The sequence below is a fragment of the Enterococcus sp. AZ020 genome, assembly GCF_050499205.1.
Lineage (GTDB): Bacteria > Bacillota > Bacilli > Lactobacillales > Enterococcaceae > Enterococcus_L > Enterococcus_L dunnyi.
Genome location: NZ_JBIPAT010000001.1, coordinates 2,047,689 through 2,070,316, shown reverse-complemented (window position 1 = coordinate 2,070,316; position 22,628 = coordinate 2,047,689). Strand labels below are relative to the sequence as shown.

Sequence of the window (22,628 nt, the reverse complement as noted above, 5' to 3'; positions counted from 1 at the left end):
TACTGTATCAAATGATCTCTTTCTCTTTTTAGCACCTCTTGATTCCTATGCTATAATAGTCCTAAATAATATGTAGGAAAGGATATTAGTGTGAAAACGACCATCGAAATCATTGAACTACACACCGAGGAACAGGCTGCATTTAAAATACACCAATTATCTCCCACTATAGAAAAAGTCATTGGTATATTAAAAGAAGACGAACAATTTTTGATCGGTGAAGTTGAAAATACGATCTATAAAATTCCTTTTGCAGATATTTTTTATATTGAAGTCGTCGACAAAAAAAGTTTTCTTTATACTGAAAAACAAGTCTATCAAAACGCAGATAAGCTGTATCAGCTTGAGGAGAAGCTGACTTACTTTGATTTTATTCGCGTTTCTAAATCGATGCTTTTGAATATTGAATCGATCAAAGCGATCGCCCCACTACTCAGCGGACGTTTTGAAGCGTTATTGGTAAATGGTGAAAAAGTCGCTATATCAAGAAAATATGTCCCCGAATTAAAAAAAGGCTTAGGAATGGAGCGTTGAGATGCGTATAAAAGAATATTTAAAAGAAAGTTTTCGCTTGACTTCATTGATTTTTACGACCTTGGTGATCATCAATTTATTTCTTCAGACAGAGGCTTTAACTCATTCCCTTGCATATATGCTGCTGATTTCAGCAATTTCAGGTTTATTACACTTTCTAATTGAAGATAATGAAAAATATTCCAGTCGTCGTATTCTTTTCCATCAAAGTCTATACTTACTGATCATCTGTCTGCAAATAGCGCTCGCAAATATGCTATTACATTGGCAACTTGGAACAGTTGGTTTGTTATTGAATTTCATGATCGTTTTTCTGATCTATTTCTTTATGCGTTTTATTATGTATAGCAATGATCGGAAACAGGCAGATGAGATCAATCAATTTATCCAAAAACGGAAGAGAGCGAAATAAACGGCGAGAAAAAAGTAGCCCCTTCGGAAATAAGCCGAAATTCACAAAAATTTGTAGAGTAATTTTCGTGAATTCCTTCTTATTTCTCGGAGCTAAACACTTTTGTCTCAGCCTCTTTTTTACCACTTAGTTTCGATTTCAGACCACTTAGTCAAATACGATTGTTCTCCTAAAAATAAATCGTTATAGTTGATTTATCAACAAAAGTAAAAAGGAGCGAAACAATGGATGACTTAGTTAAAGTAACAAACCTCGGAAAAAAATATGAGCAGCATGAAGTATTGAAATCTCTCTCGTTTTCTATTAAAAAAGGGGAATTATTTTCAATCCTTGGACCAAACGGGGCTGGAAAATCAACATTGATCTCATTGATTTTAGGTCTGATAAAAGCAGATACTGGAGAAATAACTCTTGATGGAAAAGCGCTAACGACAGACTCACTCGAACATAAATCGCTGATTTCTGTTGTTTTTCAAAATAGCATCTTAGATGCAGAATTATCTGTAAAAAAAAATTTGGTGATGAGAGCTTATTTTTATACTCAAAATTGGAAGGAAGCAAAAAAATTAGCAGAAGAAAAACTTCAGGATGTCCAAGGCACCCACTTGTTAAGTAAACGCTACGGGGTATTATCAGGAGGAGAACGACGGAAAGTGGATATTGCCAGAGCGTTGCTAAACACTCCGAAGTTATTGTTTCTAGATGAACCGACAACCGGATTAGATATCATCTCACGCGCAGATATGTGGACATTGATCCATCAGTTGAAAGAAAAATACCAAATGACCGTTGTATTGACCACACATTATATGGAAGAAGCCAGAGATTCAAATATGATTTTAATGCTGGCAGAAGGACAGTCCGTGGCCTATGACACACCAGAAAATTTGAAAATGACCTATCGATGCAATACATTGGAAGATGTTTTTCTATCGATCATCAAAAAGGAGCGAAAGATTTATGAACGCATTAGTGTATAGAGGATTAGCCTTATTTTTTAAAAATAAACAAGCAGTGGTAGGATCATTTATCGGCGCCTTGATCATGATCGGTTTATATGTCTTTTTGCTTGGTGACAGTATTGTCAAACAATTATCTATGTTATCTGACCCGCAATTAGTGATCGATACCTGGATGTTAGCTGGTGTGATCGGAATTGCTTCTGCTAGCTCTACATTGGGCTCTGTCAGTCAGCTGATTCGAGATAAAGAACGAAATGTTTATACCGACTTCATGATCTCGCCAATCGCTAAAAGTAAAATCATGCTCGGCTATTTCCTTAGCACCTTCTTGATCTCTACGATCATTACACTGGCAGTGATCATCGTAGCTGAGTGTTATATCGTTTTTGTTTCAAAGGGCACTTGGTTGTCTCTACCACAATTTATCTTGCTGATCTTAGCTGGTTTTTTAACTGTTTTATGTTCATCTGCATTTATGTTTTTTGTTGCCAGCTTTTTCAAACGAATCGATACCTTTTCCACGATGACCTCAATAATAGGTCCCTTGCTCGGCTTTTTAACGGGTTGTTATGTCCCGATCGGAAGTCTGCCGGAAGCAACAAGAACGGTGATTCAATATTTTCCTTTGACCAGCGGAATCGTTTTGATTCGACGTATTTTGACTGAAAATGCCTTTGCAGCTGATTCTTCTGAAGTCACACAAGCTGTTAAAGAGGAGTTAGGAATCATCATGAACTATTCTCACGAGGTGTTGGTTCCGATCAGTATTTTACTTCTATCAAGTATTTTTTTCTTGAGTATAGCGCTTTGGAATGTCAAAAGAATTGAAATGAAGCGTTAGCTTGGGAAAAAATAAGCCATTTCAGTAATTTTTAAAGGGACCTGCACCTAACATATACGTTGTTAGGTGCAGGTCCCTTTAAAAACGAATCAGTGGTAAAGGCAGAGGTAACTATCTCCTTTTTTATCAAGATACTTGATCAGATCAAAAGTTGACCTCTGCAATTTCAGTACAAATAGTAATCCTTCTGGTTGAAGCTTATGATCAAAGAAAATACTTGCTATCTTAACACTTCATACGACGAATAGGATGCTTGAAACGAGTCTTTTTCTAAAAGAATGAACAATATTTTTCTTTGACTTTGCTAACCTGTTGTTATTACTATTTTATAAAATTTAATATTTTTTATATTTCACCAGTTGCTAGTGTCCATGTAAAAGAGGTCGTATATTTTCCTTCTTCTTTGGCTGCTTTTCCAGGAACTTTTAGTTGGATCGCAGTATCAGCAGTTTCTTCATTGCCAAACATGCCGATCCACGTGCCGGTCCCCTCATTTTCCGATGCCACAAGTAATGGACTTAACTGACCGCTAGGATCCAATTGAATCGTTCCTTTTGTTGCAGGCTCTTCTCCATCACCGATCGTAAAAATTTCCGGCGTTTGTAAAACGATTTGAGCACCTTTTAAAGAGCTATTTTCTGTTTTAAATTGACCGTTTTGCTGAATGTATAATGTCCAGCCCGCATTTTTACCGCTGTTATCAGTTACTTGGAAAAAGTTCGGTACTTCTTTTTCTTCTCCATCAACCAGACGGACGTTATCTTTCATTGCGTAATAATGTTCACTTTTATCGCTTGACTCATGACTAGAAAAATTCCAATCAGATGCATAATCGATGCTTAGAGGTCCTTCTGTCCCTGGTTTTTCTTCACCTGGATCTATGACATTGGGGGGATCAATAGGATCTACTGGTTCAACGACAGAAAGATTTTTTTCATAGCGTAAAAATGCATCCGAATTGGTTTGGCCTCCGTCTTCAGCCCAAACATTGCTACTGATCAATGTAGCGACAGCAATCAATGCTGCTCCTAAAATAATTCGTTGTTTATTTTTCATGCTTTTTCCTCCTTGTTTGTCCTAGAAGGAATAAACAAAATAGAACGATAAGCAGACCGATTCCTACGGTAGACAGCTTAGAAATGATTTCACCTGTTGAAGGTAGTTTACCTACTGGCTTTTTACTGGAAGAAGTTCCGTCAGCTTCTGATTCTTTGCTTTCAGAAGGCTTTTGGCCATTTTCATTTTCACTTATATCTGTTGTGTCTGTTGTATCTGTCGTTTCCGTTGTCTTCGTGAATTCTACCACACCGTTCGTTGTATAGTTGGAAGCATAAACGGGCTGATTAAAGTTGTTGAAACAAGCAATCATGCCTAAACACAACAAAAACGAAATAACTCTTTTTTTGTACTTATACATTTAAACTTCCTCCTTATCTTGTAGGATCACTTGTCAATGTCCACGTTACAACAGATGTATAATTTTTTGATTTTACTTGCCCAGGTCTGACTTTTAATAATAACCCGTCATCTTTAGACATCATTATTTCATAGTTTGAGGATGCATCTGCCGCTGAGCCCTCCATAACGATCGAGCTGTTTGTTGGAGAAACAATTTCTTCTAATCCGTTTCGTTTATTGATCAAGATATCTTTTACTTCTTCACCATCAGAATTTTTGAAATTCTCTGCATTTACAGTCAATAGCCAGTCAACTTCTAAAGAAGTATTCAGTAAAATGTCTACATTATCTTCTTTATTTACATACATAGTAGAAGAATTGATCGCACTCTTTTCAAATACGATGTTTTCAGGTACATCTACGATAGCAAGTTCCTGTACTACATCCTCAGTCACATGAACATTTATTTCACGTTTCACTTCTTTATTTTCTTTACTTTTTGCTGTAATGACAGCTTTATAAGTGCCTTCTTCTGCTTTTGTTGTTGTACTCGTTACAGCAGCTGAAGGATCTGTTCCATCATCCATATTCCAAGCTTTTAATTCTGCTTTTTCTTGGATCAGCTTCAATAACGCTGCTTCGTTTTCACAAGCTCTTACTTCTGTTGCAGTCAATTCTACATCGATTGCATCGATCGCAACCAGTTCAAGATCGAAAAACTCTGTATTCTTGTTATAGATATTCGTTGGAACTTTTAAATCGATCTTGTCGATATCTGGGGTTTTAGAATCTGCTAGAATGACATCCGACCATTTAAAGCCAATGTTTGATGTATCTGCAGGACCATCAGCACCATGACTTAATACAGGATCATGGATCGTATTATGCTCTTTGATGATTTCACCAAACGACGTCAAATCAAGTGCTTCATTCTGTTTTACTTTCGTAATTTCCGGTGTTGCTTCTAAGTGACGAATCTCTTCATCTAAGGAGACTACATTTGACTTAACTTCTAGGTTATTTTCAGAATATAACTCTACAGTATTGTCTCCCAAATGTAGACGAGACTGATCTAATTTAATATTGCCTGAGGTATGATGCGTCTCATCTAAATCGACTTCTTCAACCAATTCAGCTTCCTCATCATTGTATTTGATATAAAGCTTGTCATGATCGCCTTCAATATCGTCTAATTCATAGTGGATATCAGCCACAGTACTAGCTGTATCATAGAAGATATGCTCATCCGTATCTGCATCAAGCTCTGGTTCAGTTTTCGCATCACCATAATAATAGTCAGCACCTGTTGTCATAGACTCCCCAGGTTTTAAGGTCTTAACATCTGTTCCTAACTGATACCCTGAATCTCGACCAGGAATCATTTGTTGATTTCTGGTCCAATCTCTACCTTCATATCCAGGTATTGAAAAATCATCTCCAAATGCGTTATTGTGACGAACACTTGTGTAACCACCAGAAGTAGACCCCGTGATCATCCCTGGAATGTAGTGCGTGTAGTCACTGATCCATTGCTTGTTTTTATCTTGCAGGATAACATTGAATTGTTCTTTCCCTTTAACCTGCATATAGAACCCTTTGTCCCCACCTAATGAATAGATTGGTACAGAGTCACTATCTACAAAGGTATCCACATACTCCATTACAGCAAAATCGATATCTTCATCACGATTGTTGATGAAATTCCATCTTTGACTAGATACACCTTTTGCTTTATCCAATACCAAAGAAAACTCGATATCAAAACCATCTTCCGTATACATAACAGCTCTCAGCTCACCGACATTACTGTCTTCGCTATCTTTTTTGAAAAAGTGGATTTCTTTATCTTTTTGATAAGAATAACGAGTGATCCCACTATTTCCTAAACCAATGATCGAATTATTTGAGCCTTTATTGATCCGCGTACCATTCACATAGGGGTTGATACTCTGAGCAGTAAAGTAATAGCTATTATTATATACATAAGATCTATCAGCAGTTGCTGAAGAGCCTTTTTTTAAGATGATCGGCTCTAAATAACCATGTGAATAGGTACCTGAAGTATTTACCCCAGCTCTTGCACGGTCCATCATCCCACGGAATCCAAACATAACACCGCTTTCTGCTGTAATAAACCCATCTTTGGTTGTTCCTGGTGTCAATGTTTCAAATGAACTATCTATATTAAATTTATCTCGTGTATATTCTTCACCAAAATCTGTTAACAGTCGTGTAGAATTATCATCTAAATTTGTTTCCTCATCTAATTCAGCATCTGTCGTTGCTTGTGTTTCTTCATTTTCTGTTTCTGAGGATTCAAGTACATCATCTTCTTGTTCTTCGGAGGTTGTAAGATTTTTACTTTTATAGTGTTCAGTTATTTCATCGGATGTGAACGTGTCAGTTTTTGCTAACACCTGTGACATTGGCATTAAAGCCGCTGAAACTAATACTGCACAGCTAACTTTTACTAAAAGTCTTTTCTTCATTTATCCGCCGCCTCGCTTTTCCAATAGTCCATCAGACTATTTACTTATTTCCTCATTATTTAGTATCGTTAGATCCTTTTTGGGATTTGCTTTTTTTCTTGTTAGGTGTTGCGCTTTTTTTATTGGTTTTCTTGCTTTTGTTTTTTGTTCCATTTCCCTTTTTGCTTGGCTCTTTTTCTTCTTTTTTCTTTTTATGTAAAACAAATATAATCAAAAGTATCAAAAGAAGAATAATAACGATCGCAGCTATAAGAATGTACAACCAAAGTTTAGACTCTTTATCCAATTCAACTGCAGCTTCGTTTAGTTTTTTCGCTTCTTTATTATCAATAGTAAAATATTTCACCCAGTGATAGTCTTCTCCATCACCTGTTGCATCCATTTCAAGTCGATAGGTTCCTGCTTTGAATTCTTTATTGTCCCATGAAATAGGAAAATTAAAATTAGAGTTAGGGACCATTCTCATATCTTCTTTTTTCGTTTCATGCAGTACTTCTTTGCCTTTTTCAGTATATACACGAGCATCCACGTTTAAATCTTTTACGATTTCTGCTTCTGTATTTTGCAAATTAGCCTGTACAAAATTACGATAGTTTACTTGAGTTGGTTCAATGTCATTCAATTCTAAATGTGTCTTTACTTCATTACTTGTTTCTCGTAAAGATACACCGACGACATACGCAAATTTATTTTTAATTTGGACACCGCCTTCGCTGGTGTCTTCTGTTTCTTCTTGTTTTTCGCTAAAATGTAATCCACCTAAGATCAATCCATCATATTCTTCTTTAGGCATAGTGATATCGATTTTAGAAACCGCTTGTCCATTCGCAGGCAATTTGATCTCTTTTTGCTGCGGTTTTACAATAGTAGAAAATGGTGTTTTCAATGTACTATCATAATCTGTCCGATCAGACTGACTATAGTCTGCTACACCGTTGTCGTTTGTAAAAGCTGTATTTGCATTGACTTCAACGGTCAGTTCTTTATCTGTATTGTTTTTTAAGGTGACATCGAGCGTTTGTTTTTGATCTGGTTTCATCTCTAAGTCGAAATATGTTTTACTTCTATCTTTCTGATTTTGGGGAATTTCAGGTGTGACAGCAAAACTCATATTTTCTGCTAAAGCACTAGTTGCGCCAAATAAAAATTGGCAGCTGACTACAATTATAATGGAAGTTACTGTTATTAATTTAAGCAGTTTTTGTTTGATCATGATACTTTTCATTTTGTTTCTTTCCTCTTTTCTTGTATTTGCATAAGGTTATGACAGTCGTGTCTCTTTTTTCTAAAATTTTGAATACGTGATAAACACAGAATGAATACTATGAATATAGCATTCATTCTGTCTACCACTGAAAGAGCTGTCACAGTATCAAGTGCTTACTTGGTTATATCAGATTACTTAACGTTTTCTTCAATATGAGACCTTCAAGTAAATACCGTTCAAAGTTTCCCACTCTGCCATATCTTCGCAAATATGACAATTAAGCTTCGCTGGCTACTAAAGTCCACGTTAACTCAGAAGAGTACTCTGCATTTGCAATTTTCTTAGATGTTCCTGGTACTGATAAAGTAACATCTTGGTTTTCGTCTTTTGGATTTGTTGAAGCTTCGTTTCTATCTTTAGGTTCACCAAAAGAATATGACCATGTAGCCATCCCTTGATCTTCTTTTGCAGCCATTACTTTCGCTGCACTACCTACTGGAATTGTTACTGTTTTATTCACTGTTGCTGGTGTTGCAGATGATGGCGCATCGCCCATATTTACGACTTCACCATTTGTGATTTTAAGTTCTGCTCCTGCTAGGATATCGTCATCAGCTGTATGGAATTCAGTACGTTCTACTTGTAGATCCCAACCGTCATTTGTTCCACGGTTATCAGTGATTTGGATAAATTGAGGGATGTATACAGATCCTTCTTCGTAGTTCCATTTTGCTAATAGTGGGTGGTAAGCTTTTGTGCTACCTGAAATTTTTTGTTCTCCGAATTGCATGTGAGAAACATAGTCGATTCTCAACGGGCCGTTTTCACCGCCACCTCCACCTGGTTCTGGATCTGGTTCACCTGGATCTGGATCCGGATCTGGTTCACCTGGATTACCTGGATCTGTTGGACCTTCATCTTCAACGAATGTTACAGTTGCGTTTGATGTAGCTTCATCTGCTAATGCAGGAGTTGCAATACCTAATACTAATGCACTTAGTGCTAGGCTGCTGATTAATTTTTGTTTAGTCATTTTCAATTTGATTGCCTCTTTCTACTATTAAATTATGTTTTTTATTTTTATACTTCTGTTTGAGATAATGTCCAAGTTAATTCTGATACATATGTTGCATCTTCATTTTTCTTAGCTTTACCAGGAACTTCTAATGTTACAGCGCTGTTTGTGTCAGTAGCTGTACCATATTCTTCAGTACCGAATGCAATACTGTTCACACCCATACCTTTATCTGTTGCTGGTGTTACGATCGTTTGATCTTGTCCTTGACCATCTAATTTGATGTTCCCTTTTGCAGCTACTTTTGAAGAAGCGCCATTGTCGTTTTGTGTAAATACTTGGTTATCTGATCCAAGAGTCAAAACAGCTCCTGCTAATTCTTCGTTTGTGTCAGCATCTACAAATTGTGTATTTGAAACTTCTAATTTCCATCCGTCATTTTTACCACGGTTATCTGTTACTTGAACAAATGTTGGTAGGTAGACAGTGTCTCCATCAGAGTTTACTGATCCATTGTATTTTGCATAGTACTTTTGAGTACTACCTGAGATTTTACGGTTACCAAAATCAATACCTGATACAAAATCGATCGTTAGAGGGCCTTCCATGTCTCCTCCACCATTTCCGCCGCCGCCTGGCTCTTCAATGTCTGGATTTTCTGGATCAACCGGGTCAATGATTCCACCGCCGCCGCCTTCTTCTCCACCATCGCCATCTTCGCTGAAAGTGATCGTTCCTTGAGAATTTGTTTGTCCGCCTACTTCTTCTGCTGCAAATGCTGGTGTTACGGCTGATACTGCGATCGCAGCTAAAGCGACACCGCTAACTAGGTGTAGTTTGTTTAATTTCATTTCTTTGTTGCTCCTTTGAGATTTTATTTGAAAGTTTTATCAATTACTTTTGAAAAGCAGAGAACAACATGTCAGATGCTGTTCTCTTTAAACTTTAGAAAAGTATCTGCAGCAAGAACTTCCAACTTGCTACAAAAACTAGTATAGCGACTTTCAAGGGTATATTTTTTCATTTTTATATAAACAACATTTGTTTTTTTGGAAAAACAGCGGTAATATAGTATTTAAAACAGTACCATTTTCTATAAATAAATATTATTTTTAATAATTTCACCTTAAAAAAACAGTTTATTATTTTTTTAAAATTAAATATTATCACTTACACAATCACTTTTTTTCGTTTTTTGCGTTGCTTGAGTTATTTTTTAGAAAAAATCTATACTTTTATCAGTTATAACTAATATACTAATAAAGAAAGGATTTACGTGTGTATTTATGAATCAATTTCTCGATAATGCATTACAAAAAAAATATCGTATTCTTGAGTTACTCAACAGCTCCGCGGATTATTGCGCTGCACAAGACAAAATTTTGGAAGAATTGGATATCTCACTAGGAACTCTGAAACGCTCTATAAAATTGATCGAAGAGGATTTCAGAGCGTTTGAATGTGAGGATAAAATTCAGTTGACCTACAATGAGAATAATAAAACCTATTATTTAAACATCGTTGAAGATTTTTCATTGCAGTTTGTTCTTCTATTTTATTTGAAGGAGTCTATTCGCTTTAAATTGATTGAAGGGATGTTCTCGGATACTTTAGGGGACATGTCTGAAGTTGCAGACCAGTTCTATTTGACATATTCTTCATTGAGGAGAGAACTTTTATACTTAAAAAAGGAACTTACAAAGTATGGATTAACGATCGATACGAAAAAAAGAATTAAAATTCAAGGGAATGAACTGCATATTCGTTTGTTTTATACCGTGCTGCACTTAGATTCTTACGGAGGGCAATCTTGGCCTTTCCCTTATATTCATCAGCATGAGATCAATCACATCTGCACTCTGTTTCCATCAGAAATTTATAATCCTGCGGTTGCCTCAAAAAAAATCTTACTTAGTATTTTTACAGCTAATTCACTTGTTAGGGCCAAAAATGGGCATGTAATCGATCCAACAACGATCGATGTTCCCTTATTTGATTCTCAGCATGAGTCTTATCAGCAGTCAGTTGATGAATTAAGTTTGATTTTCAAGAAAATGCTTCCTCTAGTAAATGAAGATCAGCGATTGATTGAAATTCGGACATTGTTGAGTTGTGTCTTAGCCTTTGGCAGTTATCCTGGCATATCTAGAGCGTCCAATTTCTTTTATCTAAATAAAGAACTGCAGGAGCAAAACTTTTTAAATAGCGTGATTTATTTGATGAATCAGCTGGAAAGTTATGCGATTTCTCCCATTACAAATGACGAATACAATAACATCTTCAATAAACTTTGTTTGACACATTATCGTGTTTTATTGTTTGGCAATAAATCTTTTGTGAATTTACCTGTTTGGGTAGATCCTAACGACGATCTCTTAACATACAATAGACAACGTACAGCTTTGTTTACTCAAGCCCTAGGGCAAGAGCTTACACGTCCGATCATGTCCAGATTCGCAGATTATAAAAGCTATTTACTTTTTGAATATCACAACATTTTATTGCACACATTAGATTGGGATAAACATAAGCCAAACATTCGCGTGCTATTTCTTTCAAAATACAGCAGCAATAAATTAGAAAATATGGTCACCAGCAGCTTTAAAGCTTTATACAATTTCGACTCCACTTATGAATTGACTTCGCAAGTCGACTTGATCATAAGTGATATGATATTGTCGGCCCAAACGCTTTCTACTATTGGAGCTACACAACCGACCATTTACGTTCAACCGACTGTTTCCGTCTCCGATTATAGAGTGATTGCAAAAAGATTATCTGAATTGACGTGGAAAAAAATGCAACAAACAGAGCAGCTTTAAATCGCTGACGATACAAGAAAATAGACCTGATTTTGAAGTGTACGTTCAAAATCAGGTCTATTTTTTTAAGCGTTTATTGATGATTTACCAGTTGAAACGATATATCAAAAAAATTGGCAAAGAAACAGCCAAAGCATTAAAGCTTTGATCCAAATGCTTATAAAAGCTATGAATAACTTTCATTTGACTGATCGATTACCTTCCAAACAAAAAAAGGTGCTATAATGCTCCTTGACGGAATACTATAGCAGCCTTTTTATATTCTACATATTTATAGAAAACAATATTCATTCGTGGTTAATAAAATAAATCGTTACACATTTCTTTTTCTTCTACTTAGAGTTTCTCGCCATTCGTTTCAATCACTTTTTGATACCAAGAAAAGGAGTCTTTCTTTAAGCGTTGAAGTGTTCCATTGCCTTCATTATCCTTATCCACGTAGATCATCCCATAGCGTTTTTCCATCTCACCGCTGCCGAAACTTACGATGTCGATCACACCCCAAGGAGTGTAGCCAATGACTGGTACACCATCTTCTACGATTGCTTTTTTCATTTGCTCGATGTGCTTTTTTAAATATTCCACACGGTAATCATCATGAACGGTATTGTCTTCAGTCAGTTGATCATAAGCACCAAATCCATTTTCCACAATAAACATCGGCAAATCATAGCGTTGATATACAGTATTCAACACATAACGCAATCCAACTTCATCGATAGGCCAGCCCCAGTCAGAGACCTCGATATACGGGTTTTTGACTATTTTTGCCCGTTGAATATCTTCGGTCGCCTGTCCTTCGATCTCTTCAAGCGTTGATATCGTACCAGACATATAATAGCTAAATCCGATATAATCAACGGTTCCTTCTTTCAAAATAGCTAACTCTTCTTTACTAATATCTATCTGATAGTTTTTTTCCGCCCAATATTTTAGTGCATAGGTCGGTACTTTTCCACGGGCATGAATGTCATTATAGAAAAATCTGCGTTCATTTGCTTTGATTGAAGCCATCATATCCTCAGGATTACATGAGTACGGATACACAGGAACATACGCCATCATACAACCGATTTGAAAATCAGGATTAATTTTTTTCCCTTCAATCACAGCCGTTGCACTGGCGATCAGTTCATTGATCCCTGCCTGAAAAACAAACTCTTCTTTTTTCGTCTCATCTTCTATAATCATCGCTGAATTTGTCCAAACGTGTAGTGGATCTTGTCCATCGGCTTGATTATTGATTTCATTGAATGTCATCCAATAGGTTACTTTGTCTTTGTAGCGTTCGAAAACACAAGTAGCAAATTTTACGAATAAAGGAATGACTTCTTTGTTTGAAAAGCCACCAAACTTCTCGTAAATATAGTACGGCATTTCAAAATGAGACAACGTGATCACTGGCTCGATCCCATGTTCGATCAATGTATCAAATAAACGATCATAATATAATAATCCAGCCTCATTAGGCTCCTCTTCTACTCCTTTAGGAAAAATCCGACTCCATGCGATAGAGGTTCGAAAACATTTTAAACCTAATTCTTTAAACAATTGAATATCCTCTTTGTAATGATGATAAAAGTCAATTGCTTCATGGTTGGGGTAATATTCTCCCTCAATGATTCCTTGCGTTATTTTTCGGGGAATCCCATTTCCACCAGCAGTCATTACATCAGCGATGCTCAGCCCTTTCCCCTCTACATTCCAAGCACCTTCGGCTTGATGAGCTGCAATCGCGCCGCCCCATAAAAAATTTTCTCCTATTTTATTCGTCATGATTACGCTCCTTTAATGAAAGTATCTCTTATAACTCGATTTTTTGCGCCCGGTTCGATGCAATGACGAAAGGAAGGTAAATGACTGTAGATACAGCCAAACAGACGATTCCTACTATTACTGCAACGATATTCCCACCGGTTCCTAAGAACAGATTGATGATCCCAGGCGTCGTCCACGGCACGCCTATTGCCGGCGAAGGCATGATCTGCCAAACGACTGTTGCAAAGTAACCGATCAAAATGTTGACCATCGGAACTAAGATAAACGGAATGATCAATAATGGATTTAAAACGATCGGCAGACCAAAAATGATTGGCTCATTGATTTGGAATATACCGGGAACTAACGACATTTTGGCAATTTCTCTTTGTTCCGGACGTTTTGAAGCAATAAAAATCGCAATGATCAGTCCCATTGTCATACCAGTTCCGCCCATATTTGCGAACATATCATTTAAAATGCCCCAAGTTTCTTTATACGGTACATCCCAAAGTGATCCTCCTTGATTGACAAAATCAAGGTTCGCTAAATCTTGTTCCGTAAAAATAGCAGAACGAACCGCATTCAAGGTATTTGGCCCATGAATCCCGATTGAAAATAGCAAGGTTTGGATAAAAGCCAGTAATAAAACACCTACTACATTTCCGCCAAGATCACGCAACGGACTTTGGATTCCTTTATAAATCAATTCATTGATTCCTTCTGGTGCAATCATCAGAACTAAAAAGTTGATAATCGCAGCTACTCCCACAACGATCACAATCGGGATCATACTTGAGAAAGAACGAGATACAGCCGGTGGAACCATTTCCGGCATCTTGATTTGCATGCGTTTAACTTTAAAAAGTTTTGGTAAAAATTCTCCGACCAAACAGCCAACGATCATTGCAACAAATAAACCTTGCGCCCCTAAATATTGTGTGCTGATCACATTCAAGTCGTCAGAGTTAAAAGGTTTTGGGTACAAGATCATAAAACAAGCAATACTTGTTAGACCAACCAAAGTCGAATCTGCTTCGAAATGCTTCGCCAAAATTTGAGCAACCAAGTACGTAATAAAAATACTCATGATGTTGATCGTTCCATTAGCTACAGAAGATAGCACTTGCTGAGCACTTTCTAAATTTGGAAAAATACTCGATAATCGTAATAATTGCACAATAAAGCTGTCGTTTGAAAATAAAATATTGTTGACTAAAATAACGAGCGAAGCCGAAATCGTCAATGGAAAAATCAGCATAAAGGCATCTCTGACTGCTGCAATATGCCGTTGATTATTTAGCTTCGTCGCAATCGGCACTAGTGAGCGATCGATGATCTCATTAAATTTTTGCATAGATAAAACCCCTTTCATTTTATGAATCCATTATGACATATCCTCAATCACTAAATAAGTAAGCGCCTCCCTTTAGAAAAAAATTCCGAGAAAACAAAATAAATTCCATGCATGAAACAACCTGTTCCAGCGAGAAGAAAGACTTGTTGAAACTTCAGCACTACTCCTTATGATCCTCTGTAAAAAGAATAAAGCACTGAAAAACACGTTGCTACAACCTGTTTTTCAGTGCTTTATTCTTTTTTAGTTTTTGTTGCTCATTGATCCTTACGAAAATCCTTCAAATAACTGATAAGCGTTTCCAAAATAGCGATCGAAGGTAACTGACTCGTCAGATCTAGGTAGATATCCTTGCGCTCTTCTTTAATTTCATACTCAATAGAGTAGTCACATTGTTGAGCCAACGTACTTTTTTTATTTAAGGTAATACAATATTTTTTTACGATATTCTTATCTTCTAATCCTGCGATCACTTCGATCAATTCTTTCGTTTCACCAGAAACACTTAGAAAAATAATCACATTTTTTTGATCTCTGCGTAAAAAACTTCGAATAGGATAGGTCAAATCATCCAAAGCAATCGATAAATAGCCTAAACTTGCGAGTTTTCTTGCGCTATACTGGGCAATGGCCCCTGATGCCCCCATTCCCATGAATAAAATGCAGTCACTATCACGCAAGGCATATGCCATATTTTTTATTTGATACTCAACATCAGGATGAAAGATGCCCATATTCAAAGATTCCACTCGTTCTTCGATCCCAATGTGCTTTTTAGTTTCATCTTGACGGACATTCTCTAAATGAGTGCCGATATAAAAGCGAAACTCCGGAAAAGAATGAAAGCCAATTTTTTGAACAAAGCGAAAAACAGATGTTGAGGAAACATGTGCGCCATCTGCAATGTCACGAACACGCATATAAGGGATTTTCTCTAGATTATTCACAATAAATCGGTAAATTTCTTGTTCTACAGAGGATAGGTCATTTAATTTTAGGTAATCAAATATCGCCATTTCGGTCAATCTCCTTTAGTTCGATAAAAAGATTATACCATAAATTATTTAGTGACCGCTTGATGGATCTGATAGACTGCACCAATCAGTCCAGCATCATTTTCTAATTTTGCAGGAATCACGGGTGCGATCGTTTTTCCTCTCAAATAATTGATCGACGCATGTCTTGTTTCGACTTCTACTAGTGTTTTCTGAAGTTCTCTATGGAACGTTTTGTTTGCACTGACACCCCCGCCAATTAAAATAGCTTCCGGATCAAAGCAGCTAATTAGATTGACTAATCCAACAGACAAGTCGACATAAAATTGCTTAGTGATCTCTATAGCAAGAGCATCTCCTTCTTCAGCTAAAGCAAAAATTTCTCTCGCATCACTGATTTGACTAACATTTTTTTGTCTTTGTTTCTGTGCTTCATTATAAAGTGGGATCAATCCGCCGACGATCGCACTTCGTTTATTGATCGAAACCGCTTCAAGATCACCTTTTTCCGGCAACTTATCGATCATCATCCAGCCAAATTCACCAGCCATACCATGTGCTCCGCGATAAACCTTTCCATTGATCACAATTCCTCCACCAACACCCGTTCCCAACACTAAACATAAATAATTCTCCATGCCAATAGCATTTCCGATCCATTTTTCTGCGATCGCTACTGCGTTTGCATCATTTTCGACCGTTACCGGCAGACCTGTCAGCGCTGTCAATTTTTCTTTAAAATTTTCTCCATACAACGGTCTGATTGCCCCAGCTGTCAACATAAGTCCATCTTGCTGTACGATTCCCGGCGCACTCATACCGATTCCTTTAATTTGAAACCGTGTCTGTGCATCCTTGACAATCGCTAAAAGACTGGCATAAAAAGAATCAGGTTCATATTCCGTCTTGATACTTCCTTTTTCTAAAATCGCCCCATTTTCATCTAGCACACCATATTTGACCGTTGTTCCACCTATATCAAATCCTACATACATCACATAACATCCTTTATTATTTATTTTAGATGCAAAAGTTCGTTGCTTAAGCACATTGTATCACACGTGTTTAAGGATTTTTTTCCTTTTTAGTATAAAAAGGAACGGTGAGTTCGTTGAAAAAAATAGATGCACATTTTTCGTAAACGCTCTAAACAGACCTTCTACTCTAGCCATGGTACACTTAAGATATAGAATATAAAATTCCTAACAATGTACTGTTTTCCGTGCATAAATCGAAGGGAGATGAATGCTTTTGAAGAGAGACCGCCAACAACTATTCTTTATCTTTTTATTGTTTGCTTTATTTGCATTGACCAATTGTTTACTACTTATTTTAGGTGAATCCCCTCGCGGAATCTTACTAAATCTAATTTCTGGTCTAGCTTTTACCCCTGTAGAGGTCTATGCTACTGTCTTTTTTCTGGAGAATTTTTTACGAAAACGAGAAGCAAGGATCGAGGAATTAAGGGAAGATACAGACTATTTTTCGATTGCCAAAGAAGACCAACTACAGTTGATTTGGACGATCAAATATTGCTTGCTGGAAAATTTTTCCACAGAAGCTCACGAAGATGTTGATGCAGCCTTCTACAACTTATACACTCAACGAGCACATGCCCTTTCTGCTGAATTTTGGGAAACCACCTTGCTTGCCGAACATTTGGCACCTTCTACCCAAAAATACAATCCAGTATTTAGAGGAAAAGATACTGCCCAACTTTCTGCGCTTGAGCTTTCTACCGAAATCGGGAACTATATGAGAACCGAAATCACTGATTTTTATGCCATTTATTTAAAGTTTATCCCGTTAGATATCTTCAAAGAACTTCACGGTATTTATAAATCGATCGAAATCAGTCTTTTATTTAGTGACAATGCTTATTTACTTCAAACCAAACAAGATCTGATCGAAAAACAAAAAAAGAACACGCTAACTTCTGAGGAATACGAGAAACTATCTCAACTCTCACAAGCACTTTTGGCAGACATTTATCAACATATGCAAAATATTTCAGCGATGACACTAGAACATCAGACAAAATTGCAGAAAAACAGACAGAATCGCTAAGTACAGATCGTTTGGGAAAAATAAGACAAGGGAAAAATTCTGAATTTTAGCCTTGTCTTTTCGATTATATAAAAAAATTTCTGTTTATTTTTCTGGTGTAATGTACGGAACGATCGGCACCGTTACCCCCATAGAACTTCCTCTAACAAATGATTGATCTTTTAATCCTGCCAAATGTTTTACTTCTCCTGTGACCATCACACCTAAAACCTCGATATCCGCCATGTCTTTCTCTTGATTATCATGAATAAATGTTGTTATTTCTTGGTTGTTCATTGCAGCAGAATAGGTTTTAAATGAATGGAAAAAATCAGCTTTATCTGCTTCCACATCAACCACGCGATTTTTTTCATCTACATTTAATTGAAAACCATATACAGGCATACCAGAAGGTCCTTCGCTCTCATCTCTTTCTTCAGAAAACAGGTATAACCATACAACATTGACATCGCTTGGAAACATTTTCTTCACTTCATTATAGGTATATGGCTGATCAAAAGAGATCGCTACCTCGGCGACAGAATCTTCTATAGCCTGAATGTCATCCAATTCATTTTTTACGCCATCATAATAATCTTCGATCTTTGGATTATAAAACGTAGCAACTTTTTGTTTTGTTTGACGATTGTACTCATATGAATTTTTTGATGAATGGTACCAAGAAGGCATCAGTTCATTGTAGTCGATCGATCGTTTGAACAAACTATACTTACTACGTAGACTACTCCAAGGTACAATATAACCATCTATATTTTTCGATTGATTCGTAACGACCTCTCCGCCAAAAATCGAGCTGTTGGAAATCACTTGTGAATCTATTTGTGTATTCGGAGAAGCGATCGTTTGATAGGCAAACAGTGCTTTATCTAATTTATGATAATTCCTTGTTGAGACTTTATCTACAGTAATGACCAACAAAATCGACATAATCAAAAAAATGATCATTGAGATACAACTAAACATCACTAGCTGCTTTCGTTTTGCTTTTTTGATACTTTTATTTAAATCCATCCTTCTTCCTCCCAATCTGCTTTTAATTTTTTTCGAGTTCTATATAAGCGTTTTTTTACCGTTTCTACTTTCGTATCCAAGATAACCGCAATCTCCTCATAAGAGAGCTGATAGTAATATTTAAGCCATAATAGTTCTTGTTCTTCATTTTTTAAAGAATCAACAATCAACCAAAAATCTTGTGGCTCATGTATCAGATTCGATCGAAACTCACTATATTGAGCGGTATACTCCATCTCACGTTTCCTTTTTCTAAACAGATCAATATAATTATTGAACGAGACTCTAAAAAACCAGGGCCGCAAATTTTCCTGTTTGAGAGTAATAAACGTAGAAAATAGCGTATCATAGGTTTTAGAAACTGCGTCCTCTGCATCTTCTAATGTACTCCCCTTTTTTATTAGTACTTGGATCACTTCTTGTCCTAATGAAAGTAGCGCTTCTTCAACTGTCACATCCTTCTTCATTTTTAGTTTCTCCTTTCATTTATACAACGTTTGAACTCCTAAAAAAGTGGACAAGAATAATTGTATTATCTAAATTTTTATATTTTTGATTTTAAAGTAAATAGAAGCTAAAGCGAATCATTCTTCACTTTAGCTTCTATTATAAATGATAGATAGATTGTGCATCAGCATAAAAATAAACGTCTAGCCCAATGAAGCATAATCCCAAAAAAGTGTTCCAGACGTATCTTTCCCCTCTAACGGACAGTTTTCTTTTGCCCAGTATTCGATTCCTCCCAATAATTCTTTCACCTGATACCCTCTCGTCATTAACTTCATAGCGGCTTTAGTTGCACCATTACAGGAAGGGCCCCAGCAATAGACAACGATTTTAGCGCCTACTTCCAGCGTATCCTGAGGCAAATTTCCTCCTGGACAGGAAATAGCCCCTGGTATATGACACTCCTGAAAATCTTTTTGGCTGCGAACATCTAAAATCGTGTAATCAACCAGCTGGTGGTAAAAATCAAACGCCAAATCGGCAATATCTGTTTCATACATCAATTTTTCAGAAAAATGATTCCCTTCGATCGATTTTACATTATCATTAAATACTTGAGAAATATACTTTTTCATTTTCTTCACCTTCCCTTTCTGTTAAGATTTAGTATAATCGATAAAAAGCTAAAATAGTTGCTTAAAAAATAGATACTTTTGATCAAAATTATTGATAGGAGGAGCTTATGAATTTCATCTATCTTCAATCTTTTTACCATGTCGTATCAACGAATTCCTACTCAAAAACCGCCAATCAGCTGGGCTATTCTCAAAGTAATATCAGCTATCATATCCATAAACTAGAAGAGCAATATGGACGGGAATTATTATTCAAGAGAAAAGAAAAAATTGTTCTGACGAAAGCTGGCGAATTAGTCTTCACATTTGCTCAATCATTGATGAAAGAACACCATAAACTTCTCAACCAACTAGAACAAGAAAACGAAGTTCTTAGAATCGGAACGATCGAAAGTCTTTCTTCCAGCCTGATGCTCACCTATTTGTCAAAACTTCGGAAACTTTATCCTGAAATGAAATTTCGAGTGAGTGTAGAAGACGAGCAAACACTTTTTGACTTGCTAGCAAAAGATGAACTGGACTTGATTTTTATATTTGATGAGATGACAACGAATACGATGAATTACGTTCATTTATATGCTGAAGAAACCTTTGAATTGGTCACACATAAAAAGAATATGGTCGATCATCCAGAATCTTACGAAATGATTTTGACCGATAACAAATGCAGCTATCGCAAAGCCTTTCTTGAACAATATCGTTCTGCTATGAACATTTCGATTGCGTTGGAATTAGCGAATCCTGAGGATATAAAAAAGTTACTATCCTCTGGAAACGAGACTGCCTTTCTTCCGAAATATGCCACGAAAGATCTGAGTTCACAAGATTTTATACATTCTCCCTTACCTTTAAATAGACCTTTCTATTTACAATGGCTATTCGCAGATGAAAAGAAGAACAGCCAACTCGATAAACTCATCTCACTCCTTCTTGAAGATCCTCATTATGAAGTAAAAATAAAAAGATAAATCGTCCATTCATAGATGAGAAGGTGGCTAAAAAAGGTGCAGAATTCAGCTATAAAGCTATATTCTGCACCTTATTATATTAGAAGATAAAATAGAGGTTATTTTTATGTTTATTTATTTGGAGTTGTTACATTTAATGGTTGACTAAACTCAGATAAAGTATTGTTATTAGCCAATGCTTTTACTTTATACGTATAGGTCGTCCCTGGTTGAATGAAGATATCTTCAAATTCATTATTTAAAGAAACCCCAATCCGACGATCGTTACGATAGATCTCATAACCTCTGATACCAGAAGCATGTGTAGAATCTGCCCACATCAAACTCGCAGTTGTAGAAGTTACGCCCATTGTATGCAAGTATTTAGGTGCTGTCGGCAATTGATTGTTGGCATCATCTGTCTTTTGCGTTGTGACACGAATCACCTGACTCTTTTCAGAGACTTTTCCATTCGTTCCAACTGCTTCGATTTGATACGAGTATGTTGTGTTTTCTGCTAATTTTGTATCCACAAATTGGCTGCCGTCTACTGTTGCTATTTTTTGATTGTTTCGATAAACGTTGTATTCTTTTACTCTACTGTCTGTTTTCCAGCTTAACTTAGCCGAAGAATTTGTTACTTCGGTTGCTTTTACTTCAGTTGGAGCAGATGGAGCTACTTCGATCGGCGGATTAACGATCGATCCGCCAGACACATCTACATCGACTGCTTGGTAAAAAGCATTTCCTGTATCTGCCACATCCCATGCAGCATAGATCACATGATAGCCTGAACGATTTGCTGGGATATTTACTTTGTGGATCACACCATTTTTTGATTGCGAACCATCATGAGGGATCTCTGTGATCAGCTCAAGGTTGGCTCTTTTTAGCGGCTCATCAGGATTCCAGCCTTGTTTTGTCATGTAATAATGCCATTTCGTTGTTCTGTGATTCTGTGTGTAATACCATTCAAAATTATTCACACCAGTTTCAATTGGCTGCTTTTTCCACGTATCCGCTCCTGTCGCATCCAACTGGAAACCTCTGACACCATTAGCTGATGCTAATTTCCCATCTTGCGGACCTCTAGCTGGGAAGCCTTTTGGTGCTTCCAATGATTGTGGTTCATAAATGATTGGACCGTACTTACTTAACGCTTGGCTGTGGTTTTGGCTAGCCTCAAGGGAGCCTTGATAGGCACGACTGATCGGTTCCTTGATATACCCATGTGCATCAACTTTTTGACTTCCTAACAATCCTGCGCCTACAAATAATACTGCTGATCCTACGGCTAAACGACTAAAACTTTTTTTCATTTACTTTCTTTCCCTTCTATATTTTATTCATAGAAATTGCTTATCTTTTTTCTGACAATCAGCTGATGTTCGTGCAAAAACAAATAGCTGTTTTTCAACTAGCAGACAAACAATTTTCTATGTGTTTATTTTATATTTTTTAAATGATAGAAATGAGTCAAAAAAGGAATCGTCTAGGACGCATTTGGTTTTTGAATTCTTTTTTCACAAGCTGAAACATTATAATCATTGAGGATGTTTTTGATTATAACTTTCAGAATAGAATTATAGGCAAAGAAAAACCATTTTTTTCTCGGAAAAAGAAAAAAATGGTTTTTTAGTGTAAAGAGATCAAATTGCCAGCAATAGAGTTGTATTTCTTTTGGTACTTTTTCGTTCACTCCTCTCGTGATGTTACGATTTTCTTTGTTAT

General features: G+C 36.5%; 21 protein-coding genes and 1 pseudogene. 7 read left to right on the top strand and 15 right to left on the bottom strand.

Translation table 11 applies throughout. The features are described from left to right. Positions 1-90 precede the first annotated feature (90 nt). Together IGI58_RS10050 and IGI58_RS10045 are read left to right on the top strand one after the other, a co-directional pair. A complete protein-coding gene (locus IGI58_RS10050; RefSeq protein WP_225533402.1) occupies positions 91-534 on the top strand; it encodes a LytTR family DNA-binding domain-containing protein in 444 nt (147 codons plus the stop codon). A 1-nt stretch (position 535) separates the two neighbouring features. Continuing rightward, on the top strand, positions 536-946 hold the full coding sequence (locus IGI58_RS10045; RefSeq protein ID WP_429953533.1) for a DUF3021 family protein: 411 nt from the start codon (positions 536-538) through the stop codon (positions 944-946). 12 nt (positions 947-958) lie between these two features. On the opposite strand, the pseudogene IGI58_RS10040 reads toward IGI58_RS10045, so the two are convergent. Beyond that, positions 959-1,072, bottom strand: a pseudogene (locus IGI58_RS10040) (DUF3788 family protein); the annotation flags it as partial. A 98-nt stretch (positions 1,073-1,170) separates the two neighbouring features. Between IGI58_RS10040 and IGI58_RS10035 the strand changes: the two are divergent. Both IGI58_RS10035 and IGI58_RS10030 read left to right on the top strand, forming a co-directional pair. Further along, positions 1,171-1,926, top strand: a complete 756-nt coding sequence (locus IGI58_RS10035; RefSeq protein ID WP_429953534.1) for an ABC transporter ATP-binding protein — start codon at positions 1,171-1,173, stop codon at positions 1,924-1,926. Beyond that, entirely contained in the window at positions 1,907-2,749 is an 843-nt protein-coding gene (locus tag IGI58_RS10030) for an ABC transporter permease (protein WP_429953535.1), read from the top strand. The genes IGI58_RS10035 and IGI58_RS10030 overlap by 20 nt, the downstream gene beginning before the upstream one ends. A 345-nt stretch (positions 2,750-3,094) precedes the next feature. On the opposite strand, the gene IGI58_RS10025 is transcribed toward IGI58_RS10030, so the two are convergent. The 6 genes from IGI58_RS10025 to IGI58_RS10000 all read right to left on the bottom strand — a co-directional run bounded on the left by IGI58_RS10025 (position 3,095) and on the right by IGI58_RS10000 (position 9,709). Next, positions 3,095-3,805, bottom strand: coding sequence for a WxL domain-containing protein (locus tag IGI58_RS10025; protein WP_225533396.1), 711 nt, complete (start codon positions 3,803-3,805; stop codon positions 3,095-3,097). After that, complete coding sequence (locus IGI58_RS10020; RefSeq protein ID WP_429953536.1) at positions 3,795-4,166, bottom strand: LPXTG cell wall anchor domain-containing protein; 372 nt, start codon at positions 4,164-4,166, stop codon at positions 3,795-3,797. The genes IGI58_RS10025 and IGI58_RS10020 overlap by 11 nt, the downstream gene beginning before the upstream one ends. Before the next feature lie 13 nt (positions 4,167-4,179). Continuing rightward, a complete protein-coding gene (locus IGI58_RS10015) occupies positions 4,180-6,636 on the bottom strand; it encodes a hypothetical protein (protein ID WP_429953537.1) in 2,457 nt (818 codons plus the stop codon). Between the two features lie 55 nt (positions 6,637-6,691). After that, a complete protein-coding gene (locus tag IGI58_RS10010; RefSeq protein WP_429953538.1) occupies positions 6,692-7,861 on the bottom strand; it encodes a DUF916 and DUF3324 domain-containing protein in 1,170 nt (389 codons plus the stop codon). Between the two features lie 259 nt (positions 7,862-8,120). Then, positions 8,121-8,876 carry a WxL domain-containing protein gene (locus IGI58_RS10005; protein ID WP_429955322.1) on the bottom strand — a complete coding sequence of 252 codons (756 nt, stop codon included), beginning with the start codon at positions 8,874-8,876 and terminating at the stop codon, positions 8,121-8,123. 47 nt (positions 8,877-8,923) lie between these two features. Continuing rightward, positions 8,924-9,709: a WxL domain-containing protein gene (locus IGI58_RS10000; protein ID WP_225533388.1), complete on the bottom strand. Its 786-nt coding sequence runs from the start codon at positions 9,707-9,709 to the stop codon at positions 8,924-8,926. A gap of 435 nt (positions 9,710-10,144) precedes the next feature. Between IGI58_RS10000 and IGI58_RS09995 the strand changes: the two genes are divergently transcribed. Beyond that, on the top strand, positions 10,145-11,680 hold the full coding sequence (locus tag IGI58_RS09995; RefSeq protein ID WP_429953539.1) for a helix-turn-helix domain-containing protein: 1,536 nt from the start codon (positions 10,145-10,147) through the stop codon (positions 11,678-11,680). Between the two features lie 336 nt (positions 11,681-12,016). On the opposite strand, the gene IGI58_RS09990 is transcribed toward IGI58_RS09995, so the two are convergent. The 4 genes from IGI58_RS09990 to IGI58_RS09975 all read right to left on the bottom strand — a co-directional run bounded on the left by IGI58_RS09990 (position 12,017) and on the right by IGI58_RS09975 (position 16,785). After that, complete coding sequence (locus IGI58_RS09990; RefSeq protein WP_429953540.1) at positions 12,017-13,456, bottom strand: 6-phospho-beta-glucosidase; 1,440 nt, start codon at positions 13,454-13,456, stop codon at positions 12,017-12,019. A gap of 28 nt (positions 13,457-13,484) precedes the next feature. Next, positions 13,485-14,795, bottom strand: a complete 1,311-nt coding sequence (locus IGI58_RS09985; RefSeq protein WP_429953541.1) for a PTS sugar transporter subunit IIC — start codon at positions 14,793-14,795, stop codon at positions 13,485-13,487. A 257-nt stretch (positions 14,796-15,052) separates the two neighbouring features. Further along, on the bottom strand, positions 15,053-15,811 hold the full coding sequence (locus IGI58_RS09980) for a MurR/RpiR family transcriptional regulator (protein WP_429953542.1): 759 nt from the start codon (positions 15,809-15,811) through the stop codon (positions 15,053-15,055). 44 nt (positions 15,812-15,855) lie between these two features. Next, positions 15,856-16,785, bottom strand: coding sequence for an ROK family protein (locus tag IGI58_RS09975; protein ID WP_429953543.1), 930 nt, complete (start codon positions 16,783-16,785; stop codon positions 15,856-15,858). 250 nt (positions 16,786-17,035) lie between these two features. Between IGI58_RS09975 and IGI58_RS09970 the strand changes: the two genes are divergently transcribed. Beyond that, a complete protein-coding gene (locus IGI58_RS09970) occupies positions 17,036-17,857 on the top strand; it encodes a hypothetical protein (protein ID WP_429953544.1) in 822 nt (273 codons plus the stop codon). A gap of 84 nt (positions 17,858-17,941) precedes the next feature. On the opposite strand, the gene IGI58_RS09965 is transcribed toward IGI58_RS09970, so the two are convergent. The 3 genes from IGI58_RS09965 to IGI58_RS09955 all read right to left on the bottom strand — a co-directional run bounded on the left by IGI58_RS09965 (position 17,942) and on the right by IGI58_RS09955 (position 19,950). Next, positions 17,942-18,868, bottom strand: coding sequence for an anti sigma factor C-terminal domain-containing protein (locus IGI58_RS09965; protein ID WP_429953545.1), 927 nt, complete (start codon positions 18,866-18,868; stop codon positions 17,942-17,944). Continuing rightward, positions 18,859-19,335 carry an RNA polymerase sigma factor gene (locus tag IGI58_RS09960; RefSeq protein ID WP_429953546.1) on the bottom strand — a complete coding sequence of 159 codons (477 nt, stop codon included), beginning with the start codon at positions 19,333-19,335 and terminating at the stop codon, positions 18,859-18,861. The genes IGI58_RS09965 and IGI58_RS09960 overlap by 10 nt, the downstream gene beginning before the upstream one ends. Positions 19,336-19,518: 183 nt before the next feature. Continuing rightward, a complete protein-coding gene (locus tag IGI58_RS09955; RefSeq protein WP_429953547.1) occupies positions 19,519-19,950 on the bottom strand; it encodes a rhodanese-like domain-containing protein in 432 nt (143 codons plus the stop codon). Between the two features lie 107 nt (positions 19,951-20,057). On the opposite strand from IGI58_RS09955, the gene IGI58_RS09950 reads away from it, so the two are divergent. After that, positions 20,058-20,918 carry a LysR family transcriptional regulator gene (locus IGI58_RS09950; protein ID WP_429953548.1) on the top strand — a complete coding sequence of 287 codons (861 nt, stop codon included), beginning with the start codon at positions 20,058-20,060 and terminating at the stop codon, positions 20,916-20,918. A 110-nt stretch (positions 20,919-21,028) separates the two neighbouring features. Here IGI58_RS09950 and IGI58_RS09945 read toward each other — a convergent pair whose 3' ends face one another. Further along, positions 21,029-22,216 (bottom strand): lytic polysaccharide monooxygenase, encoded by a 1,188-nt coding sequence (locus IGI58_RS09945; RefSeq protein ID WP_429953549.1) that lies wholly within the window; start codon positions 22,214-22,216, stop codon positions 21,029-21,031. Positions 22,217-22,628: the final 412 nt, after the last annotated feature.